General features: G+C 65.6%; 19 protein-coding genes and 1 pseudogene. 11 read left to right on the forward strand and 9 right to left on the reverse strand.

Going from position 1 to position 22647, the window contains the following annotated elements; translation table 11 throughout:
- Nucleotides 1–5: 5 nt before the first annotated feature.
- Both ACYPXD_RS28490 and ACYPXD_RS28495 read left to right on the forward strand, forming a co-directional pair.
- The gene (locus ACYPXD_RS28490; RefSeq protein ID WP_459719423.1) at nucleotides 6–461 is read left to right on the forward strand and encodes a MarR family winged helix-turn-helix transcriptional regulator; all 456 of its coding nucleotides are present in this window, start codon (nucleotides 6–8) and stop codon (nucleotides 459–461) included.
- 156 nt (nucleotides 462–617) lie between these two features.
- On the forward strand, nucleotides 618–2135 hold the full coding sequence (locus ACYPXD_RS28495) for a cryptochrome/photolyase family protein (protein ID WP_459719699.1): 1518 nt from the start codon (nucleotides 618–620) through the stop codon (nucleotides 2133–2135).
- A gap of 158 nt (nucleotides 2136–2293) precedes the next feature.
- Here the strand turns inward: ACYPXD_RS28495 and ACYPXD_RS28500 are convergent, their stop codons facing one another.
- Together ACYPXD_RS28500 and ACYPXD_RS28505 are read right to left on the reverse strand one after the other, a co-directional pair.
- Entirely contained in the window at nucleotides 2294–2470 is a 177-nt protein-coding gene (locus ACYPXD_RS28500; protein WP_308834649.1) for a DUF3563 family protein, read from the reverse strand.
- Nucleotides 2471–2562: 92 nt separating this feature from the next.
- Nucleotides 2563–3741 (reverse strand): extracellular catalytic domain type 1 short-chain-length polyhydroxyalkanoate depolymerase, encoded by a 1179-nt coding sequence (locus tag ACYPXD_RS28505; RefSeq protein ID WP_459719426.1) that lies wholly within the window; start codon nucleotides 3739–3741, stop codon nucleotides 2563–2565.
- Between the two features lie 342 nt (nucleotides 3742–4083).
- On the opposite strand from ACYPXD_RS28505, the gene ACYPXD_RS28510 reads away from it, so the two are divergent.
- From ACYPXD_RS28510 to ACYPXD_RS28525, 4 genes are all read left to right on the forward strand, one after another.
- Nucleotides 4084–4794 (forward strand): phosphatase PAP2 family protein, encoded by a 711-nt coding sequence (locus ACYPXD_RS28510; RefSeq protein ID WP_459719429.1) that lies wholly within the window; start codon nucleotides 4084–4086, stop codon nucleotides 4792–4794.
- A 119-nt stretch (nucleotides 4795–4913) separates the two neighbouring features.
- Nucleotides 4914–5726, forward strand: coding sequence for a molybdate ABC transporter substrate-binding protein (modA, locus tag ACYPXD_RS28515; RefSeq protein ID WP_459719432.1), 813 nt, complete (start codon nucleotides 4914–4916; stop codon nucleotides 5724–5726).
- 79 nt (nucleotides 5727–5805) lie between these two features.
- A complete protein-coding gene (gene modB, locus ACYPXD_RS28520) occupies nucleotides 5806–6480 on the forward strand; it encodes a molybdate ABC transporter permease subunit (protein WP_459719436.1) in 675 nt (224 codons plus the stop codon).
- Nucleotides 6481–6493: 13 nt separating this feature from the next.
- Nucleotides 6494–7201, forward strand: coding sequence for an ATP-binding cassette domain-containing protein (locus ACYPXD_RS28525; RefSeq protein ID WP_459719440.1), 708 nt, complete (start codon nucleotides 6494–6496; stop codon nucleotides 7199–7201).
- A gap of 43 nt (nucleotides 7202–7244) precedes the next feature.
- Here the strand turns inward: ACYPXD_RS28525 and ACYPXD_RS28530 are convergent, their stop codons facing one another.
- Together ACYPXD_RS28530 and ACYPXD_RS28535 are read right to left on the reverse strand one after the other, a co-directional pair.
- A complete protein-coding gene (locus tag ACYPXD_RS28530) occupies nucleotides 7245–8087 on the reverse strand; it encodes a TOBE domain-containing protein (protein WP_459719443.1) in 843 nt (280 codons plus the stop codon).
- A 61-nt stretch (nucleotides 8088–8148) separates the two neighbouring features.
- On the reverse strand, nucleotides 8149–9936 hold the full coding sequence (locus tag ACYPXD_RS28535; RefSeq protein WP_459719446.1) for a CHAD domain-containing protein: 1788 nt from the start codon (nucleotides 9934–9936) through the stop codon (nucleotides 8149–8151).
- 252 nt (nucleotides 9937–10188) lie between these two features.
- Here ACYPXD_RS28535 and ACYPXD_RS28540 point away from each other — a divergent pair, with 252 nt between their 5' ends.
- On the forward strand, nucleotides 10189–10983 hold the full coding sequence (locus tag ACYPXD_RS28540) for an SDR family NAD(P)-dependent oxidoreductase (RefSeq protein ID WP_459719447.1): 795 nt from the start codon (nucleotides 10189–10191) through the stop codon (nucleotides 10981–10983).
- Between the two features lie 79 nt (nucleotides 10984–11062).
- Here ACYPXD_RS28540 and ACYPXD_RS28545 read toward each other — a convergent pair.
- Nucleotides 11063–11205, reverse strand: a pseudogene (locus ACYPXD_RS28545) (tautomerase family protein); the annotation flags it as partial.
- Nucleotides 11206–11483: 278 nt separating this feature from the next.
- Between ACYPXD_RS28545 and ACYPXD_RS28550 the strand changes: the two are divergent.
- Both ACYPXD_RS28550 and ACYPXD_RS28555 read left to right on the forward strand, forming a co-directional pair.
- On the forward strand, nucleotides 11484–11846 hold the full coding sequence (locus tag ACYPXD_RS28550) for an MbcA/ParS/Xre antitoxin family protein (RefSeq protein ID WP_459719705.1): 363 nt from the start codon (nucleotides 11484–11486) through the stop codon (nucleotides 11844–11846).
- Entirely contained in the window at nucleotides 11843–12640 is a 798-nt protein-coding gene (locus ACYPXD_RS28555; RefSeq protein WP_459719450.1) for an RES family NAD+ phosphorylase, read from the forward strand. Before ACYPXD_RS28550 ends, ACYPXD_RS28555 begins: the two co-directional genes overlap by 4 nt.
- Nucleotides 12641–12708: 68 nt before the next feature.
- On the opposite strand, the gene ACYPXD_RS28560 is transcribed toward ACYPXD_RS28555, so the two are convergent.
- From ACYPXD_RS28560 to ACYPXD_RS28575, 4 genes are all read right to left on the reverse strand, one after another.
- Complete coding sequence (locus tag ACYPXD_RS28560) at nucleotides 12709–13446, reverse strand: metallophosphoesterase (protein ID WP_459719453.1); 738 nt, start codon at nucleotides 13444–13446, stop codon at nucleotides 12709–12711.
- 163 nt (nucleotides 13447–13609) lie between these two features.
- On the reverse strand, nucleotides 13610–15139 hold the full coding sequence (locus ACYPXD_RS28565) for a c-type cytochrome (protein WP_459719456.1): 1530 nt from the start codon (nucleotides 15137–15139) through the stop codon (nucleotides 13610–13612).
- Nucleotides 15140–15176: 37 nt separating this feature from the next.
- Complete coding sequence (locus ACYPXD_RS28570; RefSeq protein ID WP_459719460.1) at nucleotides 15177–16772, reverse strand: GMC family oxidoreductase; 1596 nt, start codon at nucleotides 16770–16772, stop codon at nucleotides 15177–15179.
- Complete coding sequence (locus ACYPXD_RS28575) at nucleotides 16765–17463, reverse strand: sugar dehydrogenase complex small subunit (RefSeq protein WP_459719463.1); 699 nt, start codon at nucleotides 17461–17463, stop codon at nucleotides 16765–16767. The genes ACYPXD_RS28570 and ACYPXD_RS28575 overlap by 8 nt, the downstream gene beginning before the upstream one ends.
- A 340-nt stretch (nucleotides 17464–17803) precedes the next feature.
- On the opposite strand from ACYPXD_RS28575, the gene ACYPXD_RS28580 reads away from it, so the two are divergent.
- Entirely contained in the window at nucleotides 17804–18472 is a 669-nt protein-coding gene (locus tag ACYPXD_RS28580) for a DUF1345 domain-containing protein (protein ID WP_459719708.1), read from the forward strand.
- Nucleotides 18473–19130: 658 nt separating this feature from the next.
- Entirely contained in the window at nucleotides 19131–22646 is a 3516-nt protein-coding gene (locus ACYPXD_RS28585; RefSeq protein WP_459719465.1) for a maltotransferase domain-containing protein, read from the forward strand.
- Nucleotide 22647: the final 1 nt, after the last annotated feature.

The raw sequence follows: 22647 nt of genomic DNA on the forward strand, positions 1-22647 counted from the left end.
GCATCATGACCCAGCGCCCGCTTCTACCGCTTACGCTCGACACCCAACTCTGCTTCGCGCTGTATTCGGCGTCGCTTGCGATGACGAAAGCCTATAAGCCGCTGCTCGACAGGCTCGGCCTCACCTATCCGCAATATCTCGCGATGCTCGTCCTGTGGGAAGGCGACGACGTGACGGTCAAAGATATCGCTGCGCGCCTCAATCTCGATTCCGCGACGATCACGCCGTTGCTCAAGCGCCTCGAAGCGCAAGGTTACGTCGAGCGGATGCGCGGCACCGACGACGAGCGGCTGGTGTTTATCCGCCTGACAAAAGCCGGCACGTCGCTCAAGCGCGCGGCACGCGAAGTGCCCACTGAGATCTTCCGCGCCACGGGCCAGGCGCACGCATTCCTGTTTCGTTTGCGCGACGACCTCGCGCAGTTGCGCGGCACGCTCAACGACCATCTCGAACGCGAGTAGCCGTTTTCTCGACGGTGGTCGAATAAACGCCAGCCGCGCGCAGCACGGGCAGGCGCCGATCTTGCGTGAGTTCCAGACGAAGATAATCCCGCGTGCGGTGCAATGAAGCCCAGCGCCCTTGCCTTCGCCCGCCCCAACCTCTATCGCCCGATCCCGATGACCGAACCGCGGCAACTCGATGCTTCCTTCGACCACGGCCTTGTCTGGTTTCGCCGCGACCTGCGCACCGGCGACAACGCCGCGCTCTACTACGCGCTCAAGCATTGCCGGCAGGTCTGGTGCGTTTTTGTTTTCGACACGACGATCCTGCAACCGCTGATCGATCGCGCCCGCGAAGAGAATCCGACGCAAAAACCACGGGACCGGCGCATCGATTTCATCGTCGCAAGCGTCGCCGAGCTCGACCGGTCGCTGCGCGACGGCCACGGCGGGCTGATCGTCTCGCATGGCGATCCGCGCGACGTCATCCCCGCACTTGCGGATCGTCTGAAGATCGACGCCGTTTTCACGAATCACGATTACGAGCCGTCGGCGACCGAGCGCGACGAAGCGGTCGCCGACCGCCTGCGCAAGGCGCAGCGCGAACTGATCACGTTCAAGGGCCAGGCGATATTCGAGCGGGACGAGGTGCTGAACGGCCAGCGCAAGCCATTCACGGTCTTCACGCCGTATCGCAACGCATGGCTCAGGAAGCTGACGCCGTTCGACCTCGAGCCGTATCCGGTCGAGCGCTACGCAAAGAGCCTTGCGAAGCCGCCGGCGGACCTGAACGGCGGCATGCCGTCGCTTGAACAGTTGGGCTTCGAGCGCAGCAATCTCGCCGATCTGAGGCTGCCGCCGGGCATGAGCGGCGCACAGCAGCTACTGGAAGACTTCCTGACGCGCATCGACAGCTACGCGGACCGGCGCAATTTTCCGGCCGCCGCGGGGCCGAGCTATCTGTCCGTGCATCAGCGCTTCGGCACGGTATCGATTCGCACGCTGGTGCGGCTCGCCCACGACCTGTCGCTGCAGCCCGACGGAGCGGGCGCGGCCGCGTGGCTGACCGAGCTGATCTGGCGTGACTTCTATTTCATGATTCTCGCGCATCACCCGCAGGTGGCGAGCGGCGCGCCGTTCAAGCCCGAGTTCGACACGCTGCGCTGGGAGCGCGGCCACGATGCCGACGCCGCCTTCGCCGCGTGGCGCGAAGCGCGTACCGGCTACCCGCTCGTCGACGCGGCGATGCTGCAGATCAATACGACCGGCTACATGCACAACCGTCTGCGCATGGTGACGGCGAGCTTTCTCGTGAAGGATCTGGGCCTCGACTGGCATCTCGGCGAGCAGTACTTCGCCGATCGGCTGAACGACTTCGACTTCTCGGCGAACAACGGCAACTGGCAATGGGCGGCATCGACCGGATGCGACGCGCAACCGTGGTTCCGCATCTTCAATCCGGTCACGCAGTCGGAGCAGTTCGACCCGCAGGGACGCTTTATCAAGCGTTATTTGCCGCAACTGGAGCAAGTGCCGCCGAAATGGATACACGCCCCCTGGCTGGCGAGCGCGGAACAGCTCGCGGAATGGGGCGTCGTGCTCGGGGAAAACTATCCGCGGCCGATTGTCGATCATGCGCAAGCGCGGCAGCTGACGCTCGAGCGCTTTGGCAGAGTGCGGCCCGACAAACGCTAAGCAGGGCGCTGCGCGGAACGCTGAGGGATGTGACGAAATGCGGGCAGCACCGGGCAACACCGGGCGGAAACGAAAGCGGAAGCGGGGGCGGCGACGCGCCCCGGCAAGATCAAGCCGGCCGTTCAGCCGGCCACCGCACACCCACGCTCAAACCACGCTTATTGCTGGCTCATCCACGCCGGTTGACGGCGCTGCGCTTCGCGGTCGAGCTTGCGCATACGGAATTCGAGATCGTACAGGTCGGTTGCTTCCGACAGATAAGCGTCCTGGCGCTCTTTTGCGACTTCGTCGGCGGATTTCGTCAGGAACAGGAAAAGGCGGCTCAGTAGATACATGGTTCAACCCCTAGCAGGTGAGGAATTAAGGGATAACCCTTAGTTGCTGCTCCGCATTATAGGGAAAACCCTGAGGCAACACCAGCTTTTCTTTAAGGCGAACTGTAGTGGCCGCCATTGGCGGGGCGCGGCCTTTCGTTGGCGACTTCCGCCGCGACGCTGCGGCGCTGATACCGGAAAAATTCCCATATCAGGCCGCTCGCATCGGGCCCCTTCGACGAATGGAACGGCACCGCGTCGTCGCCGCCGCTCCACGCATGGCCAAGCCCCTGCACACGGCACAGGCGCACGACGCGCCGCCCGCCGCGCACGTAGTCGCGCGTCACCACGGTCGCTTTGCGGTCCTCTTTCGTGTCGCCGGCCTTGCGGGCGCCGCTTGCGTCGATCAGGCCGTTGAGCCGCAGAAACTGCGTGGCCAGCTGATCGGCGTTGACCGGCGCGACCACAGGGTCGCCCTCGCCTTGCATGATGATCGCGGGCATGCCCGGATGCGCATCGACGTCGGCTGCGCGGTCGACAAGCGTGACCGGGTCCTGGCGCGTGCCGCGCCGCATCACGTCCATGGCCGTGATACCCGAATGCGCTTCGCCGAACGCCGGGCCCGAATGCAGCGCAACGGCCGCGAACCGCTCCGGATAACGCATCGCGAGCAGCGACGCGAGGCCGGCGCCGGCCGACAGGCCCGCCACATACACGCGCTCCGGGTCGAAGCCATGTTCGGCGACCAGCGCGTCGACGAGCGACACGACGGCACGCGCCTCCGCACCGCCGGCGCTCTCCGAATCGTCATACCAATGCCAGCAGCGATGCGCGTGCGCATGTTTCGACTGCTCCGGATAGACGACCGCAAAGCCGAAGCGGTCGGCGAGCAGATTCATCCGCGTGCCTTCGGCGAATTCGTCGACGGTCTGCTTGCAGCCATGCAGCATCACCACGAGCGGCGCGCCGCGGTGCGGCTTGCCGGCAGGCAGATAGAGGCCGTATTGCAAGTGATTCACGAGCCGGCCCGGCGCAGCCGGGGCCGAGTGGAACGAGCGCGTCCACGTGCCGCTCGCCCACGCCGCCGCACGCGGCCGCACACGCGATTCACGCTTGCCCGGGTGCTGCGCGTCGCGCGCCGTCGTCTTGCGCACTTTGACCGGGGGCCGCGTCGAGGCGGGCCGCACGGGTCGCGTCGAGGTCCGCTTCAACGTCGCGTGCGCTTGCTCTTTCTGGATGGCGATCAACCGTTTCAGGCCGCCGAGCCATATTTTTGTCAGACTTTTTGCCATGCATACCTCGCAAAAAGGATCGGTTCTGCCTGCAGATGAGGGCTCTTGTGCGATGCACAATAACATCAATCCTGCTGCGATGCTGTCGACCCAATCGGCGTCTGATCCGTTAACAAGCGTGAAATCAGGTGTGAAATCAGGCGTGAAACCGGTCGAACAATCCGGGCACGCGCGCCATGGGCTCCGTAACCGGCCGCGTGCCGCACATACCGCGCGATTTCGCGTTTTTATACTTATAAAATACGCGCGCTGCGGGCGGTCCTACCCGAACATTTTCCGGTGGAACGCCGCAGCCGGCTTCCGTTCAGGTCTTATTCATCCGACGTTTGTTGCTTTTTCACCATGCCCGATCTGCCCCTCCATTTCTGGTACGTGACCAGTAGCTGCGGCGGCGCCAGCGTGACGCTGCCGCTGACGGTGGCGATCGCACTCTGGCTCGCGGTGGGGTATTCGTCGCGGCTCGCGCTCGGCTGGATTGCGCTGATTGCCGGCGCCGTGTCGGTCGTGCTCGTGACGAAGCTCGCGTTCGTCGGCTGGGGCATCGGCGTGCGCGATTGGGATTTCACCGGCGTGAGCGGCCACGCGATGATGTCGACGGCAATCTATCCGGTCGCATTTTTCCTGATCCTGCTGCCGGCGCGACCGGCCATCCGCGTCGCCGGCATCGTGGCGGGGTTCTGCGTCGGCATCGCGATCAGCTTCTCACGCATCGTCGTCGAAGCGCATTCGCCGTCGGAAGCGGCGGTCGGCTGCGTGATGGGCGCGGTCGTCGCGCTCCTCTTTATCCGCCTCGCATGGCACACGACGCAAAGCCGCAACCCGCTGTCCATCCTGCCGGTCATGATGAGCCTCGTGGTGCTCGTCGCCGCGTTCCACAACATCCATATCCCGACGCACCGCTGGGTCGAGCATGTCGCGCTGCAGATGTCGGGGCATACGCGGCCGTTCGTCCGCGCGCGCTGGAAGGCCGCGCACAACCACAGCCGCATGATCGGCGCGCCGCTATCGCGCGCGCACGATTGCCTCGCGCCGCCGCAGATGCAGTCAGTCTGAATTGCCTGTCCGATGTCGAAACTGGCGGCCCCAAACGCCGATCGTTATAACCTCGGGTATATTACGATAGCACTTCATTTCGCTTTCTTTCCCGCTGACCGATATCCCGACACCTGCCCATGAGACCGCTCGCTCGCCCGCTTTCCGGCCCGCTTTCCCGCCCGCTTTTCAGCCTCTTCGCGCACGCGCTCGCCGCAACCGCCGTTGTTCTTACGTTCAGCGCGCCGGCTCGCGCCGACGATCTGGTCGTGTCCGCCGCCGCCAGTCTGACGAATGCGTTCAAGGCAGTCGGCGACGCCTTCGAGCAGCAGCATCCGGGCAAAAAGCTGCTGTTCAATTTCGGCGCGTCCGACGTGCTGATGCAGCAGATCGCGAACGGCGCGCCGGCCGACGTGTTCGCTTCCGCGGACCAGAAGGCGATGGACAAGGCCGCTGCCGAAAGGGTAATCGTGCCCGCCACGCGCAAGGATTTCGCGGCCAACTCGCTCGTGCTGATCGTGCCGAGCGACAGCCGTTTCGCGCCGGCATCGCTCAACGAACTGGCGGCGGCGAGCGTGAAGCGCGTCGCGTACGGCGATCCGGCTTCCGTGCCGGTCGGCCGCTACACGGAAGGCGCGCTGAAATCGGCCGGCGTATGGGACGCAGTCAGCGCGAAAGGGGTGCTCGCAACCAATGTGCGGCAAAGTCTCGACTATGTGTCGCGCGGCGAAGTCGATGCGGGCTTCGTGTTCGGCACCGATGCTGCGATCATGCCGGAAAAGGTGAAAGTCGCATTGACGGTGCCGACGCAATCGCCGATCACCTATCCGATCGCGCAGGTCGAAGGCAGCCGTCATGCGGCGGACGCGCAGGCGTTTATCGCATTCGTGCTGTCGCCGGCGGGGCAAGCGGTGCTGGCGAAGTACGGATTCAAGCCGGCGCCCGCGCGTTGAAACCCGCGCTCGCGCGCCTCGCGCTTCACGCACCACCTCACACTGAACCTCGAACGCTTACCGGATCGTCCCGATAGTCATGGAACATGCGTGGATCCCGTTGCTGCTGTCGCTGAAAGTAGCCGGCTGGGCAACGGCACTCAACTTTGTAGTCGGCGTCGCGGCGGGTCTCGGCCTGTCGCGCTGGCGCTCGGGCGCGCGCGACGTGGTCGATTCGCTGCTGACGCTGCCGCTCGTGATGCCGCCCACCGTGCTCGGCTACTACCTGCTCGTGCTGCTCGGCCGCCGCGGCGTAGTGGGCGCATGGCTCGACCGGCTCGGCATTCAGCTCGTGTTCACGTGGCAAGGCGCGGTGATCGCGTCGATGATCGTCGCGTTTCCGCTGGTGCTGAAGTCGGCGCGCGCGGCATTCGAATCGGTCGATCCGCAACTCGAACGCGCCGCGCGCACGCTCGGCGTCAACGAGACCGCGATCTTCTTTCGCGTCACCTTGCCGCTTGCGATGCGCGGCATTCTGGCGGGCACGCTGCTCGCCTTCGCACGCGCGCTCGGCGAGTTCGGCGCGACGCTGATGATCGCCGGCAATCTGCCCGGGCGCACGCAGACGCTATCGGTTGCCGTCTACGCCGCGGTCCAGGCCGGCGACGATCACACCGCGAACATCCTTGTGCTGGTGACGTCGGTCACCTGTGTGGCGATTCTGCTGCTCGCCGGCCGCCTCGTGCCGCAACACTCGTTGATGACATCGCGCTGAACCCTACCCCGCCATGCCGCTCACCGTCGACATCCGCAAAACCCTGACCAGCGCCGAGCGCCGCTTCACGCTCGATGTGTCGTTCACGACGACGTCGCAGCGGGTCGTGCTGTTCGGGCCGTCCGGCGCGGGCAAGAGCCTGACGCTGCAGGCGATCGCAGGCCTGCTGCGCCCCGACGAAGGCACGATCGCGCTGAACGGCGACACGCTGTTCGACAGCGCGCGCGGCATCGACCAGACGCCGCAGACGCGTAAGCTCGCGTATCTGTTTCAGGACTACGCGCTGTTTCCGCATCTGAACGTGCGGCAGAACATTGCGTTCGGGCTGCACGGCGGCTGGATCAATCCGCGCCGGCGCGTCGCGCACGCGGAGCTCGACCACTGGCTCGACGCGCTCGATCTGAAGAGCGTCGCGGGCAATCATCCGGCGCAATTGTCGGGCGGGCAGAAGCAGCGTGTCGCGCTGGCCCGCGCGCTCGTTGCGAGGCCGCGGCTGCTGCTGCTCGACGAACCGTTTTCCGCGCTCGACGGCGCGCTGCGCGAGCGGATGCGCCGCGAGCTATCGGACTTGCAGACGCGTCTCGACATCCCGACGCTGCTGATCACGCACGACCCCGACGATGTCGCGTTTTTCGGCGATCAGGTCGTGCAGATTTACGATGGCGGCGTGCGCAAGGCACCGCAGCCGTTTCCCGGTTATGCGCGCAGCGCGACGTCGTAACGCGTCAGCCGTCGGCCGCACGCCCGCTTGACGCGCCACGGCCCTACTCCGTCACACCGAGAATCACGCTCGACGCCTTGAACGCCGCCACCACCGGCTGCCCTTCGGCGAGCCCAAGCTTGTCGACGCTTTCATTTGTGATCACCGCGGTCACCACCGTCGTCGCATCGAGCGCCACCGATACTTCCGCACTCACCGCGCCGCGCGTCACCGCGGAAACGGTGCCGCGCAACTGATTGCGAGCGGACAGACGCATCGGCATGTCGGCATCGTCGGCCAGCAGAATCACCCACGACGCCTTGACGAGCGCAAACGCGGCAGCGCCTTCTTCAAGTCCAAGCGTCTCGGTGCTTTCATGCGTCAACACGGAAACGATGGTTTGCCCGCCCGGCAGCGCAAGCGACACCTCGTCGTTCACCGTGCCGCGGTGGATCGACGCGATCTTGCCGAACAGCTGATTGCGCGCGCTCGTCTTCATGCCGATGCGGCCGATCAGCGCCCAGTCGCCGGCGAAGCCTTCGATTGCCGCGCCCGCGCGCTCGAGAAACTTCCGATGCTCGCTCTCGACCGCGCGAAACGTATCGATGAGGCTCAATGCGCGCGCCGTCAGCGTCGTGCCGCCGCCGCCCTTGCCCCCGGTCGATCGTTCGACGAGCGGTTCGCCCGCGAGGTTGTTCATCGTGTCGATGGCATCCCAGGCGGCCTTATAGCTCATGCCGACGGCCTTCGCCGCGCCCGTGATCGAGCCGGTGGCGTGAATCGCGGCGAGCAGTGCAATACGCGACGCGCCGCCGAGCGTCTGTTCGCCCGACTTGAACCACACCGAACCGGCAAGCTCGAGCGGTCCGCGCTGCTCCGGTTCGTCTCCCTCTACGCGATCTGTCATGGTTGTATGTGCAACGAATTGTATGGTGGGCGCGACGCATTATAGCGACGGCGTCTGAGGCTCAGCCGCCGCTTGCGATTTTCGGCTTGCCCAAGTCGGCGAGCAGACGCTCGCCCTCCTTCGCCGTATGGCGCTTGAGCGCTTCGCACCAGCCTCGCGCGAAGCCGAGCTGATACGGCGGCACGCCCAGTTCCTCGAGAAAATGCAGCGCGACCACCGCGTCGTTGCCGTCGCCGAGCACGCTCTGCATACGCGATAAGGTCTTCGAGACGTCGCGGCGCGTCTTGTGCGAAACGATCGACTCGAAGAACTCGATCGTATAGCGCAGCCGTTTCGCCTGAATGCGCACCTTGTGGCGTGTCGCGGCATCGAGCGCGGTCAGCTTCGTCTCGCGCGTCACGCGCTTGTAGTGCTTTTCGATGCGCTTTTTCACGTACTTGCGCAGCGACCGGCCGCGTGCCTTTTCAGGCGTGCCGCGCAACGACAGATCGCTGATCCATTCGAGCCAGGCAAGCGCGAGTTCCGCATAAACGGGCGAGCGCATCGCCTCTTGAACCTGCTTGCGCGCGTCCATGCGCCGTTGCTCGGCCGCTTCGCGCGTCGCGTCCCAGGCAGCGGCATCGACATCGGCCTTGCCCAGTTCGGGCAGCGTCGAGTCGGTGAAGACGTCCCAGTCGCGCGCTTCGCCCAGCAGATCGCTGAGCCATTTGAAACGCGGCTCGACGCGTGTGGTCCACCTGCCGTCGATCCACGCGGGAAACATTTTCGCCGCGGTTTTGAGCCGGCGCTGCGCAACGCGCATCTGGTGAATGAACTCGACGTCCGGCGCATCGCGCACGGCCGCTTCATTGCCGAACCACTGGTCCGCGATATTGCGTTGGATCGCGAGCAGCGCCCGATGCGGCGTGCGTGCGCCATCGAGATCGATCGCGCTGGCGCGCGCCGGCGCGTCGTCGCGCGCGATGTCCACACGGCCCACGCGGTCGAATGCATCGGCAAGCACCGGGAATGCGGGCAATGCAGCGGCGAGTTCGTTCGCGACCGAAAAGAGCGCGGCCAACGCGGCTGCGGGCGTTTGCGCGGGCGTTTGCGCCATACGCACAGGTGAAGCGGCTTCGCTCGCCGCTTCGGGTTCCAGCACGGACGTCGCGGTGTGCGCCGAATCGGCCCGATCGGCGGGCGCTGCGTCGTCCGTCGCGCCGTCGGCGTCAGCATCCTGCGATGCATCTGCAGCCGCTTGGGCGGCCCGAGTCGGTACGTCGTCCTCGTCGTCGGGCCAATGCGTCGTGATGCGCAGTTCGCGCAGGGCAAGCGAGGGATCGGTCTCTGCGCGGATGCAGTGCACGACATCGAATGCGATGTCGACGGTCGCGCCGTGCGCCGTGTCGCGCCGCCATGGCGTATGCCGCTCGTGCTCGAGCGTCGCGATGGTCGCCAGTTCGCCCGCGCGGCCGAGCGCATGCGCGAGTTCGCGAGGCGCATCGCTCCATGCGTCGTCGAGCGGCGCATCGCGCGCCAGCGCGACATCGCAGACGACATGACAAATCGCGACGCCCGGCGCATGCCATTCCCGATGCGTGGCAATCGCGCGCCTGCCGTCTTCCGTTACTTCGGTCACGACGCGCCAGCCGGCGACAGCCAGCGCGCCATCGCTATCGAAGCCATATAGCGTGCGCGGCGTCACGGCATCGGCCGGCTCACCGTCAGCAAGACGCTGGAAGCCCGGCAACGCATCGACCGTTTCGGTCAGCGCGGCATCGATTCGCCCCGGCGACTGCCCTTGTTGTTCGAGCCACGCGAGAACCGTCGGCTCCGGCAGATTCAGCACGATTTCCAGCACACGAACCATGGACACTCCAAGCGTGGCGAATGGTGAAGGCGCCTACAAACAACGCGAAAAGCGAAGCTTTGCACGGTCACCCACAGTGCATGACCGATGGTACACGCGCCGCAGCGCGACCGTCACGCCGCGCTGCACGCCTCCACTCTGACAAACAGCCTAACGTGGTCATAGAATGAATCCGGCCTCGCGCGCAAGCGCACTTGAGCTACGTCAAATGCGCCGCACGGGTCCCATTCCACTTCGGAGGAGACGACACTCATGCATATCGATCTTTCCGGCAAGACCGCGGCAATCAGCGGGTCGACCGCGGGCATCGGCCTTGCGATCGCAACCGGCATTGCAGCGTCCGGCGCCGACACCATCATCAACGGCCGCAATCAGCGTGCCGTCGACGAAGCCATCGCGACGATCCGAGCAAGCGCACCCGGCGCCACGGTGCGCGGCATCGCCGCGGACCTCGGCACGCGCGCGGGCTGCGATGCATTCCTGAAGGACGTACCGGACACGGACATTGTGATCAACAATCTCGGCATATATGGCCCAAGCGATATCTTCGCGACGAGCGACGACGAGTGGGAGCGCTACTTCCAGATCAACGTGATGTCCGGCGTGCGTCTTACGCGCGCCTATCTGAAGGGCATGATGGAGCGACGCTGGGGACGCGTCGTGTTCGTTTCTTCCGAGTCGGGATTGAACATCCCTTCCGACATGCTCGCGTACGGCTTCACGAAGACAGCGCAACTGTCGATCGCGCGCGGCATTGCGAAATTCGCGGCGGCAAGCGGCGTGACCGTCAACTCGGTGTTGCCCGGCCCGACGATGACCGACGGCGTGCGCGACATGCTCAAGGACACGGCGCAGAAAGAGCGCAAGTCGATCGAACAGGCGGCCGACGAGTTTGTCGTCTCGAGCCGCGGCACGTCGATCATTCGCCGCATCACGATGCCCGAGGAAGTGGCGAATATGGTCGTGTATATCTGTTCGCCGCAGGCATCCGCCACGACCGGCGCGGCACTGCGCGTCGACGGCGGCGTCGTCGACACGATCGCCTGACGCGGTTGCGCGAACATCGCACGAAAAACGCGTGAAGACCGCGCGAGCCGCCTGAAGGCTCGCACGCTGCGGGCCGCCGCTACGCCATCACCCGTTGCGCGGGCCCGTTGCCGAACGACCAGTCCTCCTGCCGCACTTCGACGAGATTGACGAACACGTCCTCGGCCGCACGCCGGGGATCGCGGCGAGGGAATCGGCGATCGCCTTGTACAGCGCCATCTTGTGCCGCCGCATGCCGGTTGAGCGAGCGCGTCGCGGGCGCCAACCGGTCCCCATTGCCTGCACGCCTGATACGCGCGGCGCGGACCTCGTCCTCGAGGCACAGTTCGACTGCTCGCGGGCGCTCATATCATCCTTGTATAAATCCATAAATAGACTAGAATGAATTGAGAGTTCATTTGAGGACTCATCTCAGGAATCCGGTTATGTCTTCAGCCGCTCACATTTCCGGCGCCGCGCGACCGTCGCGGCGCAACCAGACTGAACCGACGCTTGCCGGCATGTCGGCCGCGGGCTTGCGCGCGTTCTTCAATATCGCCCGCGACTGGGACTTGGGCATCGACGAACAGATCGTGCTGCTGGGCTCGCCGGGCAGGTCGACGTTCTTCAAGTGGAAGGCGGAGCCGCAAACCGCGCGGCTCGGGCGCGACACGCTCGAACGGCTGTCGCTGCTGCTCGGCATCTACAAGTCGCTGCAAATTCTGCTGCCGCAACCCGCGGCCGCGGACGCGTGGATCAAGCGTCCGAACAGCGCGCCGCCGTTCGGTGGCCGCCGCGCGCTCGACCGGCTGCTGGCCGGCAACATTAGCGATCTGGTCGCCGTGCGCCAGTATCTCGACGCAATGCGAGGCGGCTGGGCGTGACGCAATCGCAATGGCAGGAACGCTGGCCCACGTCGCCGCTCGCGTGGGTGCCCGCGCATCGCGTTGTGCCGACGCGTTTTCCCGCGGTCAATCTGTTCGACCGTGTCGCGTCGCCCGATGACTTCGACGCGCTGTACGCGCTCGAAGCGATGACCAACGACCGTCTGCGCACCGAAGTCGGCGAGCTCGATCTCGTGCCGCGCGACGAGCGCCGCTTCGGTCCGGGCTGGGGGCCGATCATGGCCGCATTCACGCATCTGAACCCGCTCGGCAGCCGTTTCTCCGATGGCACATACGGCGTGTTTTATTGCGCGGCGTCGCGCGCCACCGCGATCGCGGAAACGCGCTATCACTCGGCGCTTTTTCTGGCGGCAACCGAGCAGCCGCCGCTGCGTCAGCAGATGCGGCTGTATACGGTATGGGCGGAAGGCGAGGTCATCGATTTGCGCGGCGACGCACGCGGCGGTGTGAGCGGCGCAACCCCACCGGCAGCGGGCGCGACCAGTGCGACGCGCGCAGCCGACCTGCAACACGCGTCCAATCCGGAGATCGCATTCGATGCAGCCGCCGTGCTATCGCCAACCGACTACACCGCTGGCCAGGCGCTCGGCCGTGCGGCGCGTGCAGCGGGCGCGCCGGGCATCGTGTATCCGTCGGTGCGCGACGCGAGCGGCGAATGTCTCGCCGCTTTCCGCACCACGCTGCTGCGCGATTGCCATCACGCGGCCTACCTCGAATACAACTGGAACGGCCACGAGATCGACGTGGTGTTTGAACTGAACCAGGTGGGATAGCGCACTCGCGCAATCAACACGCGCTCACGGAACCGGCGTGCGTCGCGCGCCGACGCGGCGCGCATCGTTCAAGGCAACGCGAACGCCGCCGCTCCTTCCGCGCGCGCCATCTCCACGCTGACCGACCAGCGCTGCAACGTGGTTGCTTCGACAATCGAGAGCTTGCCGCCCTGCCCGAACGCGCCCGTGTCGATAAAAAGCTGCGCACCACATTGGACCACTTCGCGCACGGGCGTATGCCCGCAGAAAGTGGTCGACAGGCCGCGCACGCGCGCGGGATCGTAATTGCCCAGTGCGAGGTCGCGTCCCCATAACATGCGCTGACGCGTCGCATTGGAAAAGTCGCCGCGATCGAGATCGGCATCGCTGCCGAAAAACTCGGCATGCAAGATATTGAAGCGTTCGCTGCCGCTGCCGATCACACGCACGAGCGGCAGCAGCCGCAGCCGCTGCGCATAATCGCGCAGCCTTTCGTCTGACAACGATTCGCCCCACTGTCCGCCGATGTCGTACCACCACTTACGCCGCAAGCGCCCTTCGGCGACGCCGCACAAGGTGTCTTCATGATTGCCGAGCACCGCGTAGAACCACGGCTTGTCGAGCAGCGCGAGCGCGGCTTCCGACTGCACCCCGCGGTCGACGAGATCGCCGACTGAAAAAAGACGATCGCGCGCGGGGTCGAACACGACCTCGTGCAGCAGATAGCGCAACGCGTCGACGCAACCATGCAGGTCGCCGATAACGAAGTCGCGGCCGACCCGATTCACCGGGTGATGTTGAACGGTAGTGACCAGAGTAGGCTCCATCTCTCGATGATAGTGCGATGACGCATCGCCTGTATGAGCGCTGTCGATCGTTCGAGGAACTTTGACACTACAACGCGGCGGCGAGTTGCACGTTGACGCGCGGCTTCGTGGCAATCGCGCTCGCCAGGCGTGCCGGCGTTTCCTTAACGACTTCTTAAGCCGGTTACTGCGGCTGGCTGCGCAGTCGGGCGACCTGCTGCGCAGTGATCGACGAGTCAGGATTCCCGAATTGCTTCGTTACGTAATCGCCAAGTTCGGCAATCTGATCGTCAGTCAACTGATCGCCAAACGACGGCATCAAGATATCCGCGTTCCGTGTCTTCCGGCTGACACCATGCAGAATCACCATCACGAGATTCGTGGGATCGGCCGCCCCCACCACGCTGTTATGCATCAGTGACGGATAGGCGCCCGGCGCGCTCGCGCCGACACCAACGCCCGTCCATCGATGACAGCTCGCGCAGTTCGCGATAAATAGCCGCGCGCCGCTGACATGATTGACAGCGTTGACGTCTCTGGCTCCGCCGCCGTTGATGCCCCCCTTGGCACCACCGTCTGCCCCGCCGGTCGCGGCGCCGCGCAATGCCGTGACGTCGGCAGCCGGCGCACCATAGGTGTCACGCGCTTGCGCCTTGTTGCCGCTGATGCCGCCGCGCACAGGCGGCAGCGCGCGCAGATACACCGCGATCGAGCGCAAGTCTTCGCCGCTCAAAAACTGCGTGCTGTCCTCAACGACCTGCGCCATCGGTCCGGCTGCATTGGCGCGCCCCTGCGCAACGCCGGTCGCAAGGTAGGCAACGACTTCGGCGGCGCTCCAGTTGCCGATGCCGCCGATCCTGTCCGGCGTGATGTTGAACGCATGCCAGCCGGCCTGCACGGCGCCGGAGAAACGCTCGTCCGATGTCAGGCCTTGCATGAAGTTGCGCGGCGTGTGGCACTCGCCGCAGTGCGCGAGACCGTCGACGAGATACGCGCCGCGATTCCATTCGGCGCTCTGTTTCGGATCGGGCACGAAGCGCCCTTCGTCGAAGTTGAACAGATTCCAGAACAGCATGAGCCAGCGTTGATTGAACGGAAAGCTCAACGCATTGGCGGGCGGCGTGAAGCGAACCGGCGCGACCGTATTCAGGTAGGCGCGAATCGCCAGCACGTCGCGGTCCGCTACCTTGGTGTACGACGGATACGGAAACGCCGGATAAAGCCGCTCGCCCGCCTTGCCGATGCCTTCGTGCATCGCGCGCAGGAAGTCGGCGTCGCTCCATTGGCCGATCCCGGTGTCGCGGTCCGGCGTGATGTTCGGCGTATAGATCGTGCCAAACGGCGTCTGCATCGCGACGCCGCCCGCAAACGGCCGGCCCTTATCGGACGTGTGACACGCGCTGCAGTTGCCGGCGCGCGCGAGATACTCGCCGCGTTTCACGAGTTCCGCACCATAGGCGCCATCGGCTGCTACCGGGCCGCGCGCCACCGCTTCGGCAAGCGGCGATTCGTCGCCGCGCCGGGTATTCGCGCCGTGCACTTCGAGCCACACGATATACAGCGCGAACAACGAGAACGCGGCCGCCAGCGTCGCGATGCTCATGACGCGCTTGCGCCGGTCGAGCCGCTGGAACTGCTGTTGCCGCCGCAGCCTTTGCTCGCGCAAGGAACCGCCCTCGCCGGCCGGCCGCGCGCGAGACATCGGATTCGTCATCGTCGGAATCTCCCCGTCGGTATCGGTGTGAGGGCGCTCAGATTTCGCGCTTGAGCTTGTCGGCAAGCTTCAACGCCAGCGCGGCCACCGTCAGCGTGCAGTTGACGGAACCGGCGCTCGGCATCACGGAACTGCCGGCGACAAACAGATTCGGATGATCGTGCGCGCGACAGTCCGCATCGACAACGGAGTCGGCAGCGTTGCGGCCCATGATGGTCGTGCCCATGATGTGGTGGTTCGGTGCAAAGGTGTCGTCGAAAGCGACTTCGGTATCGCCGAAAAGCTCGGCAATGCGGGCGTACTGCGCTTGCGTATGTGTCGCGCTTTTCTTCACGTAGTCGCCAATCGAGTAGTAGATTTCCGGGCGCGCGATGCCGAGCGCGTCCTTGTGTTCCGCCGACGGCACGATCCGGTTTTGCGGATCGGGCAAGGGTTCGTGGAAGCTGTTGATCGTCACGAGCCGCGCCGCGCGGTTGCGAATCTGCCGGTCGATTTCCGCGCCGGTCAGGCCGCCGGCCAGCAGCGCCGAGGCGATCGCGAGCGTGGGCGTGGCGTTCGACACGTGCAGCTTCTTCGCGGCAGAGTCGCTGCGAAACGCGCCATCGCGGAAGTTCACGACCGACGTCATTTCCATCGGTCCGCGCCCCGGCCACAGCGATTCGTTCGCGAGAAAACTGACGCCGGTGCCCGGATGATCCATCAAATTGCGGCCGACCTGATCCGAGCGGTTGCCGATGCCACGCGCAAAGGTGCCGGACGTCGACATCAGCATCAGCTTCGGCGTTTCAATGCCGTTTGCCGCGAGCACGAACAGCTTGCCGGTGACGCGCGTGCTGTTGCCGCGTGGATCCTTGTAGTGCACCGCGGTGACGAGCCCTGTGTTGTCGGCTTCGATCCGGTACACAACCGCTTGCGCGCGCAGCACCGCGCCCGCCTGTTCCGCTTTCGCGACATGCACGATGCCGTTGTACATCGCGCCGATCGGACAGATCGGCATGCAGTTGTTGTTGCCGCAGCAGGTCGGCCGGCTGTCGTACGGACGGCTGTTGCGCGCCACGGGTTCGGGCACGACCTGAAAGCCGTTTGCATTGAGCACGTCGGAAAAACGCTGGTCCATATACGACAGCGGCAGCGCGTGCATCGCGTACGGCTTCGAGCGCGGCGAGCCGAGATCGACCGGCGCGTCCGGACCCGATACGCCGAGTGCCTCTTCGGCCGCGCCGTACCATGGCTCGAGCGCTTCGTACGGATACGGCCAGTCGCGCCCGACGCCGTAACGCGTCTTCAACTGGAAGTCCTGCGGCAAGAGGCGCCATGCGGCGGCGGCCCAATGCCAGGTCGTGCCGCCGACCACGCGTAGATACTGCGCGTGGTACGGGTACTCACCCTTCTGGACGAGATAGTCGTTGGCCGGCGCGTACTGCGGATGCGGCGCATACGGCGTCGCCGGATAAGGCGACGCGTAGTCGGCCTTCGCGGGCGAGTTGCGGAAGTTCTCGACGATCTGCCAGCGCGGCAGGCGCGGCCCCGCCTCGAGCATCAGGACCGATGCGCCGGCTAGCGCAAGCTGATGCGCGACGAGACTGCCCGCGATGCCCGAACCGACGACCACGATGTCGGCGGACTCACGCATTCGTCGGTTTCTGCGACCAGTAGAGCGGCACGTCGCGACAATAGGACGGCACAGTCAGCACGTCGTTGACCGGGTCGAACATCAGCGCGCTTTCATAAGCGATGACCTGTACGTTCGGCGTCTCGCCGACAAGGCCCAGATACCAGGCGCGCACGATCGCCGTCACCGTTTTCGCGAGCGCCGGCGAGTCCATCTGCAGCGCCGCGATCACTGTATCGGACGGCACGCCGCCGTGCGCGTGCAGCCACGTGTTGAGCGTGGCGACATTCTGTATGAACGGGTTGTCCGCTTTCGACAACGCGTCGTATGCGCGCTTCGCGAGCACCGGGTTGAAGCTGCTGCGCCCTGTCAGCTTCTTCGACAGCGCGACGAAGGCGTCGAGACCGCCGCCCGATGGCGGCTCGGGGTCCGCATGCACGGGGGTGATGCGGGGCGCGGTAGCCGATGCGGTAGCCGCGGTGCCAACTGAGGTGCTAAGTGAGGTGCCAACTGAGTTGCTAACTGCGGCGCCATCCGGGGCGGCCGTTCCAGCGAACCCGGCGGTCGAGCCCGCGGCCAGCGCGGCAACCGACGCACACGCGCCGGCGAGCCAGGCGCGCCGGCTTTCGGAATGCGCCGCGCGAGCCGCGCGCGTCTTGCGTGTGGCTCGCCGCGGCCGCACGCGTGCGTGCCGGGTGTTTGCATCTGTCATAGGGGCTCCAGATTCTGTTCGTATTCCGGCCCGCGCCGCGCTGCGCACGATCGAATCAAGTTGATCCAGTGCCGCACGCGCGGACGGGCCGTCTGCCCCAATACACGCAAAGCGTGGTCTTCAATGCCGCTCGAAGCGGTCTTTTGCGGCCTTTTGCCGTCGTATCGCCGCGACCGTTACAAGACAGCTTCATCTGAAAGCCTCCCGCAAGCGGATTGCGTAAAACTGTGCCGGGAAATATAACGTCCGCGCGGCCGTTCGACAATCGGGCCGCATGCATTGCAGTTCGCCGCAATTCACAACAACCGCACAACAACCCGCCGTTCGAGCGAAGCCTATGATGAATCTCTACCCGCAAGTCCTCCGTAACCGTCCGCGCATGGTGATCGGCGCGGTGGCCGGCGTGCTGATCGCGCTGCTGCTGTTGCCGCCGGCCGTGCAGCCGACCGCGCGCGCGTTGATCGGCTGGGATGCGGCCGTATGGCTGTACCTCGCGCTGATCTGGTTTCATATGGCCCGCGCCGATCACGACGAAGTGCGTGAACTCGCGGTACGCGAAGACGAAAACGCGGGCATGGTGCTGTTTATCGTGTGCATCGCGACGGTCGCGAGCATCGCGGCGATCGTGCTCGAGCTCGCCACCGCGAAAGGCAGCGGCGGCCAGAACGTGGCGCCGGGCCTATCGCACTACGTGCTCACCGCGCTCACGCTGATCGGCGCGTGGTTCCTGATTCCGACCATCTTCACGCTGCACTACGCGCGTCTTTACTTCAGCGGGACGACGAAAGAAACCGCCTTGCTGTTTCCTGATCACAAGCTCGACCCGAACTATTGGGACTTTCTGTACTACTCGTTCACGATCGCCGTCGCGTCGCAGACATCCGACGTCGTACTGAGGTCGCGGCCGATTCGCCGCGCGACGCTCGCGCAATCGATACTCTCGTTCTACTTCAACGTCGCGGTGCTCGGTCTGTGCATCAACATGGCGGCGGGGCTGCTCGGCTCGTGATCCCACGGCTTCGCCCGATCGCCTGATCCTCGTATCGCTTGCCGGCGCCGACCGCGGTCGATCGAACCACGGCCATGTAAGGTCAGCCGCCCGTTCTCCCGATTTACATGCGGCACGCGCCCGCGCGGCTGTCGTCGCCCGGCGGCGCGTTGCGCCGCCGCTCAGCGGGCAGGCACGCCGCGCCGCGCCGAGCTTGCCGCGGCGCCCCACCGCACGCCCTGCAAGATCCTGCCACCGGCCGCGCCGCCCGATTGGCATAACGCTTGCTCCCACTGACCTGCCTTTGTCATACGGTTTCATACGATCCGAATGCCTCGACCGGGTGCGCGAACGATCCGGCTTCGCCGCGGACATGCCACGCCGTGCTCCGCTGCAAGCGGCGTTGCGAATCGGTGAGGCGGCCTCGCGCCCGATGCACTAAATTGTGACGAGTGGACGGAGCGGTCAGTCGGACAAGACCCGAACACCCCGATGTGGCCCGGGGGTGAGACCTCGTGACAAAGGACCGAGTAGCGGAAACAGACACTACAACGCCATGCCAGACACAGGCGCCGTCGCACGAGCAGCGCGCGGCATCCGGCTCTGACAGCCCAATGAGCGGCCGTGATCGCACACTCGGTGCATCCACGCCGCGGCAGGACGAATCTGGAAACGATCGATGGAAGCCCCCCATGCCTATGCGCCGCGGATCTACTTTATTCACTCCCTGCTTGCCGGCCCGCTCGATGCGTGGCCCGCTCAATTCGAGCACGCGGCCTCGCTCGGCTTCGACCATGTCCTGATCGGCGCGCTGTTTAAACCGGGCGCAGCCGGGCACACGCAGATCGTCAGCGATCATGCACAGTTGCACCCTGTATTCGGCACCGCCGAGCCCACTGCGGACGCGCTTTCGCGTCTTGCGGGCGTGGCACGTCAGCTCGGTCTCACGCTGCTCGTCGACCTCGTGATCGACCGCGTCGCGGCCGACGGCGCGCTGTTTAACACGCATCGCGACTGGTTTCATCCGTTCGAGCCTGATGAAGCGCGGCTCGATCCACGCCACGCGCGGCACGAGGACAATGTCGCTTATGCGAATTTTCACGGCGAAGCGGCCGCGCAGCTGGTCGACTGGTGGGCCGAACTGCTGCGCACGCTCGCGCAGGCGGGTGTCGGCGGCTTTCGCTTCGATTCGCCGCATCGCGTGCCGAACGCCGCGTGGCAGCGCCTGCGCGCAGCCGTGCGCGAGCCGCATCCGGCGGTGCGATTTCTCGCCGCCACGCCGGGGCTGACGCGCGCCGATCTGCTCAGCCTCCAGGGCGCGGGCTTCGATAGCGTGTTTTCGTCGTCGCGCTGGTGGGATTTCCGCGCGCCGTGGATGGTCGACGAGCACGAAGCGCTGCAAAGCGTCGGCGCGCCGATCGCGTTTCCGGAGGCGCCGTACGGTGATCGGCTGATTCACGACGTCGCCGATACGCACGACGCGACCATCGTCGAACGCACGTACCGGCGCGGCCTCGCCGCGGCAACGGCGATCGGCACCGGCTGGATGATGCCGATGGGTTTCGAGTACGGCGTCGCTGAACCGATGTCGTATCTGCGTGGCGATGCAAACGCGTTCGCCGAACAATGCCGCGCGCGGCGCTTCGACTTGAGTGCAGCCGTGAGGCGCGCCAACGCCTTGCAGCGCGACACGTGGACACTGCAGACGGCCGGCGCACTGCGCATGCTGAGCGCGCCGAATGCGCCGCTCGCCGTGCTGTTGCGCGGCGACGCGCCCGACCTGCGCGACGCGAAAGAAGCGGTGCTGGCCGCGTTCAACCCCGAACTGAGCGTGCCGGTGCGCGCCGACCCGGCGCGCTTTCTCGACGGCGTGCCCGGCGGCTTCACACGCTTCGTGCCGCTCGCGGCGACCGGCGAGCGCGGCAGCGCTCGCGCCGAAAAAGCACCCGTGCCGCTCAAACCGTTCACCATCGCGCCGGCGGGCTTCACGCTGGTCGGCGTCGTGCCGGACAAGCCGATCCAGCTCGCGCCGCCGATCGACAAGCGCACGAGCAAGACCTCCGCGCGCAAGACCGTGCTCGACGCGATCGCGGCGCCGCGCGTCGCGATCGAAAGCGTGTCGCCGTCGGTCGACTACGGGCGCTTTCCGGCCAAGCGCGTGGTCGGCGAACGCGTGCCGATCACGGCCGCGATCTTCGCCGAGGGGCACGACAAGATCGCGGCCGCGGTGATCTGGCGCGCCGCCGACGAAACCGCATGGCACGAAGTACCGATGACGCCCGTGCAGCCGGCCGGCAACGACTTGTGGGAGGCGCGTATTGCGCTCGAACGCGTCGGCCGCCACGAGTTCACCGTGATCGCGTGGCGCGACGACTTCGCGTCGCTCGTCGACCATATGCAGAAGAAGCTCAACGCGAACCAGCCGGTCGAACTCGAGATCGAGGAAGCCAGGCATCTGTTCGCGCTGGCGCTGGCCGAAAGCGAAACGGCCAACGAAACCGAAGGCAAGAACGCGGCTAAATCGGATAAAAGCGCCGACGAAAGCGTCGCGGACCCGAAGCCACTCAAGCAGCTCGTCAAGGAATTCACAAAAGCCGATACCTCGGAGCGGCTGCGCATGGTGCTCGCGCCCTCGACCGCGCAAGCCGTCGCGGCCGCGCGCCACCGGCCGGGATTATCGCGCGACGGCATGGTTTACAAGATCGATGCCGAGCGGGCCGCCGCGCGGTTCGCGAGCTGGTACGAAATCTTTCCCCGCTCGATGAGCGACGACGAACATCGCCACGGCACCTTCGACGACGTGATCGGCAAACTGCCGCGCATTCGCGACATGGGTTTCGACGTGCTGTACTTCCCGCCGATCCATCCGATCGGCATGGCGAACCGCAAAGGCCGCAACAACACGCTGACGGCCGGCCCCGATGACGTCGGCAGCCCGTATGCGATCGGCGCCGAAACCGGCGGCCATACGGCCGTGCATCCGCAGCTCGGCACGCTCGACGACTTCCGCCGCATGCTCGCGGCCGCGCATGAACACGGCCTCGAAATCGCGCTCGACTTCGCGATTCAATGCTCGCCCGATCACCCGTGGCTCAGGGAGCACCCGACGTGGTTCGCGTGGCGGCCCGACGGCACGCTGCGTTACGCGGAGAATCCGCCGAAGAAGTACCAGGACATCGTGAACCCGGACTTCTACGCGCGCGACGCGAAGCCCGACCTGTGGATCGCGCTGCGCGACGTGATCCTGTTCTGGATCGACGCGGGCGTGCGCATCTTCCGCGTCGACAATCCGCATACGAAGCCGCTGCCGTTCTGGGAATGGATGATCGCCGACGTGCGCGCGCGGCACCCCGACGTGATTTTCCTCTCCGAAGCATTCACGCGGCCGCGTGTGATGGCGCGTCTCGCGAAGATCGGCTTCTCGCAGTCGTACACGTACTTCACGTGGCGCGAGTCGAAGCGCGACTTTACCGAGTATCTGACCGAGCTCACGCAAACGAACCTGCGCGAATATTTCCGCCCGAATTTCTTCGTGAACACGCCGGACATCAATCCGCGCCACCTGCAATGGTCGGGGCGGGCGGGCTTCGTGATCCGCGCGGCCCTTGCGGCGACGCTGTCGGGACTGTGGGGCGTCTATAGCGGCTTCGAGCTGTGCGAAGCCGCGGCATTGCCGAATAGCGAGGAATATCTCGATTCGGAAAAGTATCAGCTGCGCGCATGGGACTGGAACCGGCCTGGCCATATCGTCGGCGAGATCAGCGCGCTGAACCGGATTCGCCGCGCGAATCCGGCCTTGCATACGCATCTTGGTGTCACGTTCCTGCCCGCGCACAACGACCACGTGCTGTTCTTCGAGAAGGCGACCGACGCGCGCGACAACGTGATTGTCGTCGCGATCAATCTCGATCCGTTCAACGAACAGGGCGCGGATATCGAACTCTCGTGGGCGACGTTCAACCGCTGGCATTTGCACGACCACGCCACGATCGACGTGGTCGATCAGATGAACGGCGAGCGCTTCCAGTGGCACGGCCGCTGGCAGCACGCGCGGCTCGACCCGAACACCCGGCCCTTCGCGATCTGGCGCATCGAACCCGCGGGCGGCCTGCCGCGCGAGGCGATACCGGAAGCGGAACAAGCAGCAGAACAGGCCTCCACCGGCAGCGGCTTCGCCGACCCATTCTCGGAATGAA

This window comes from Paraburkholderia sp. 2C, from assembly GCF_054589215.1.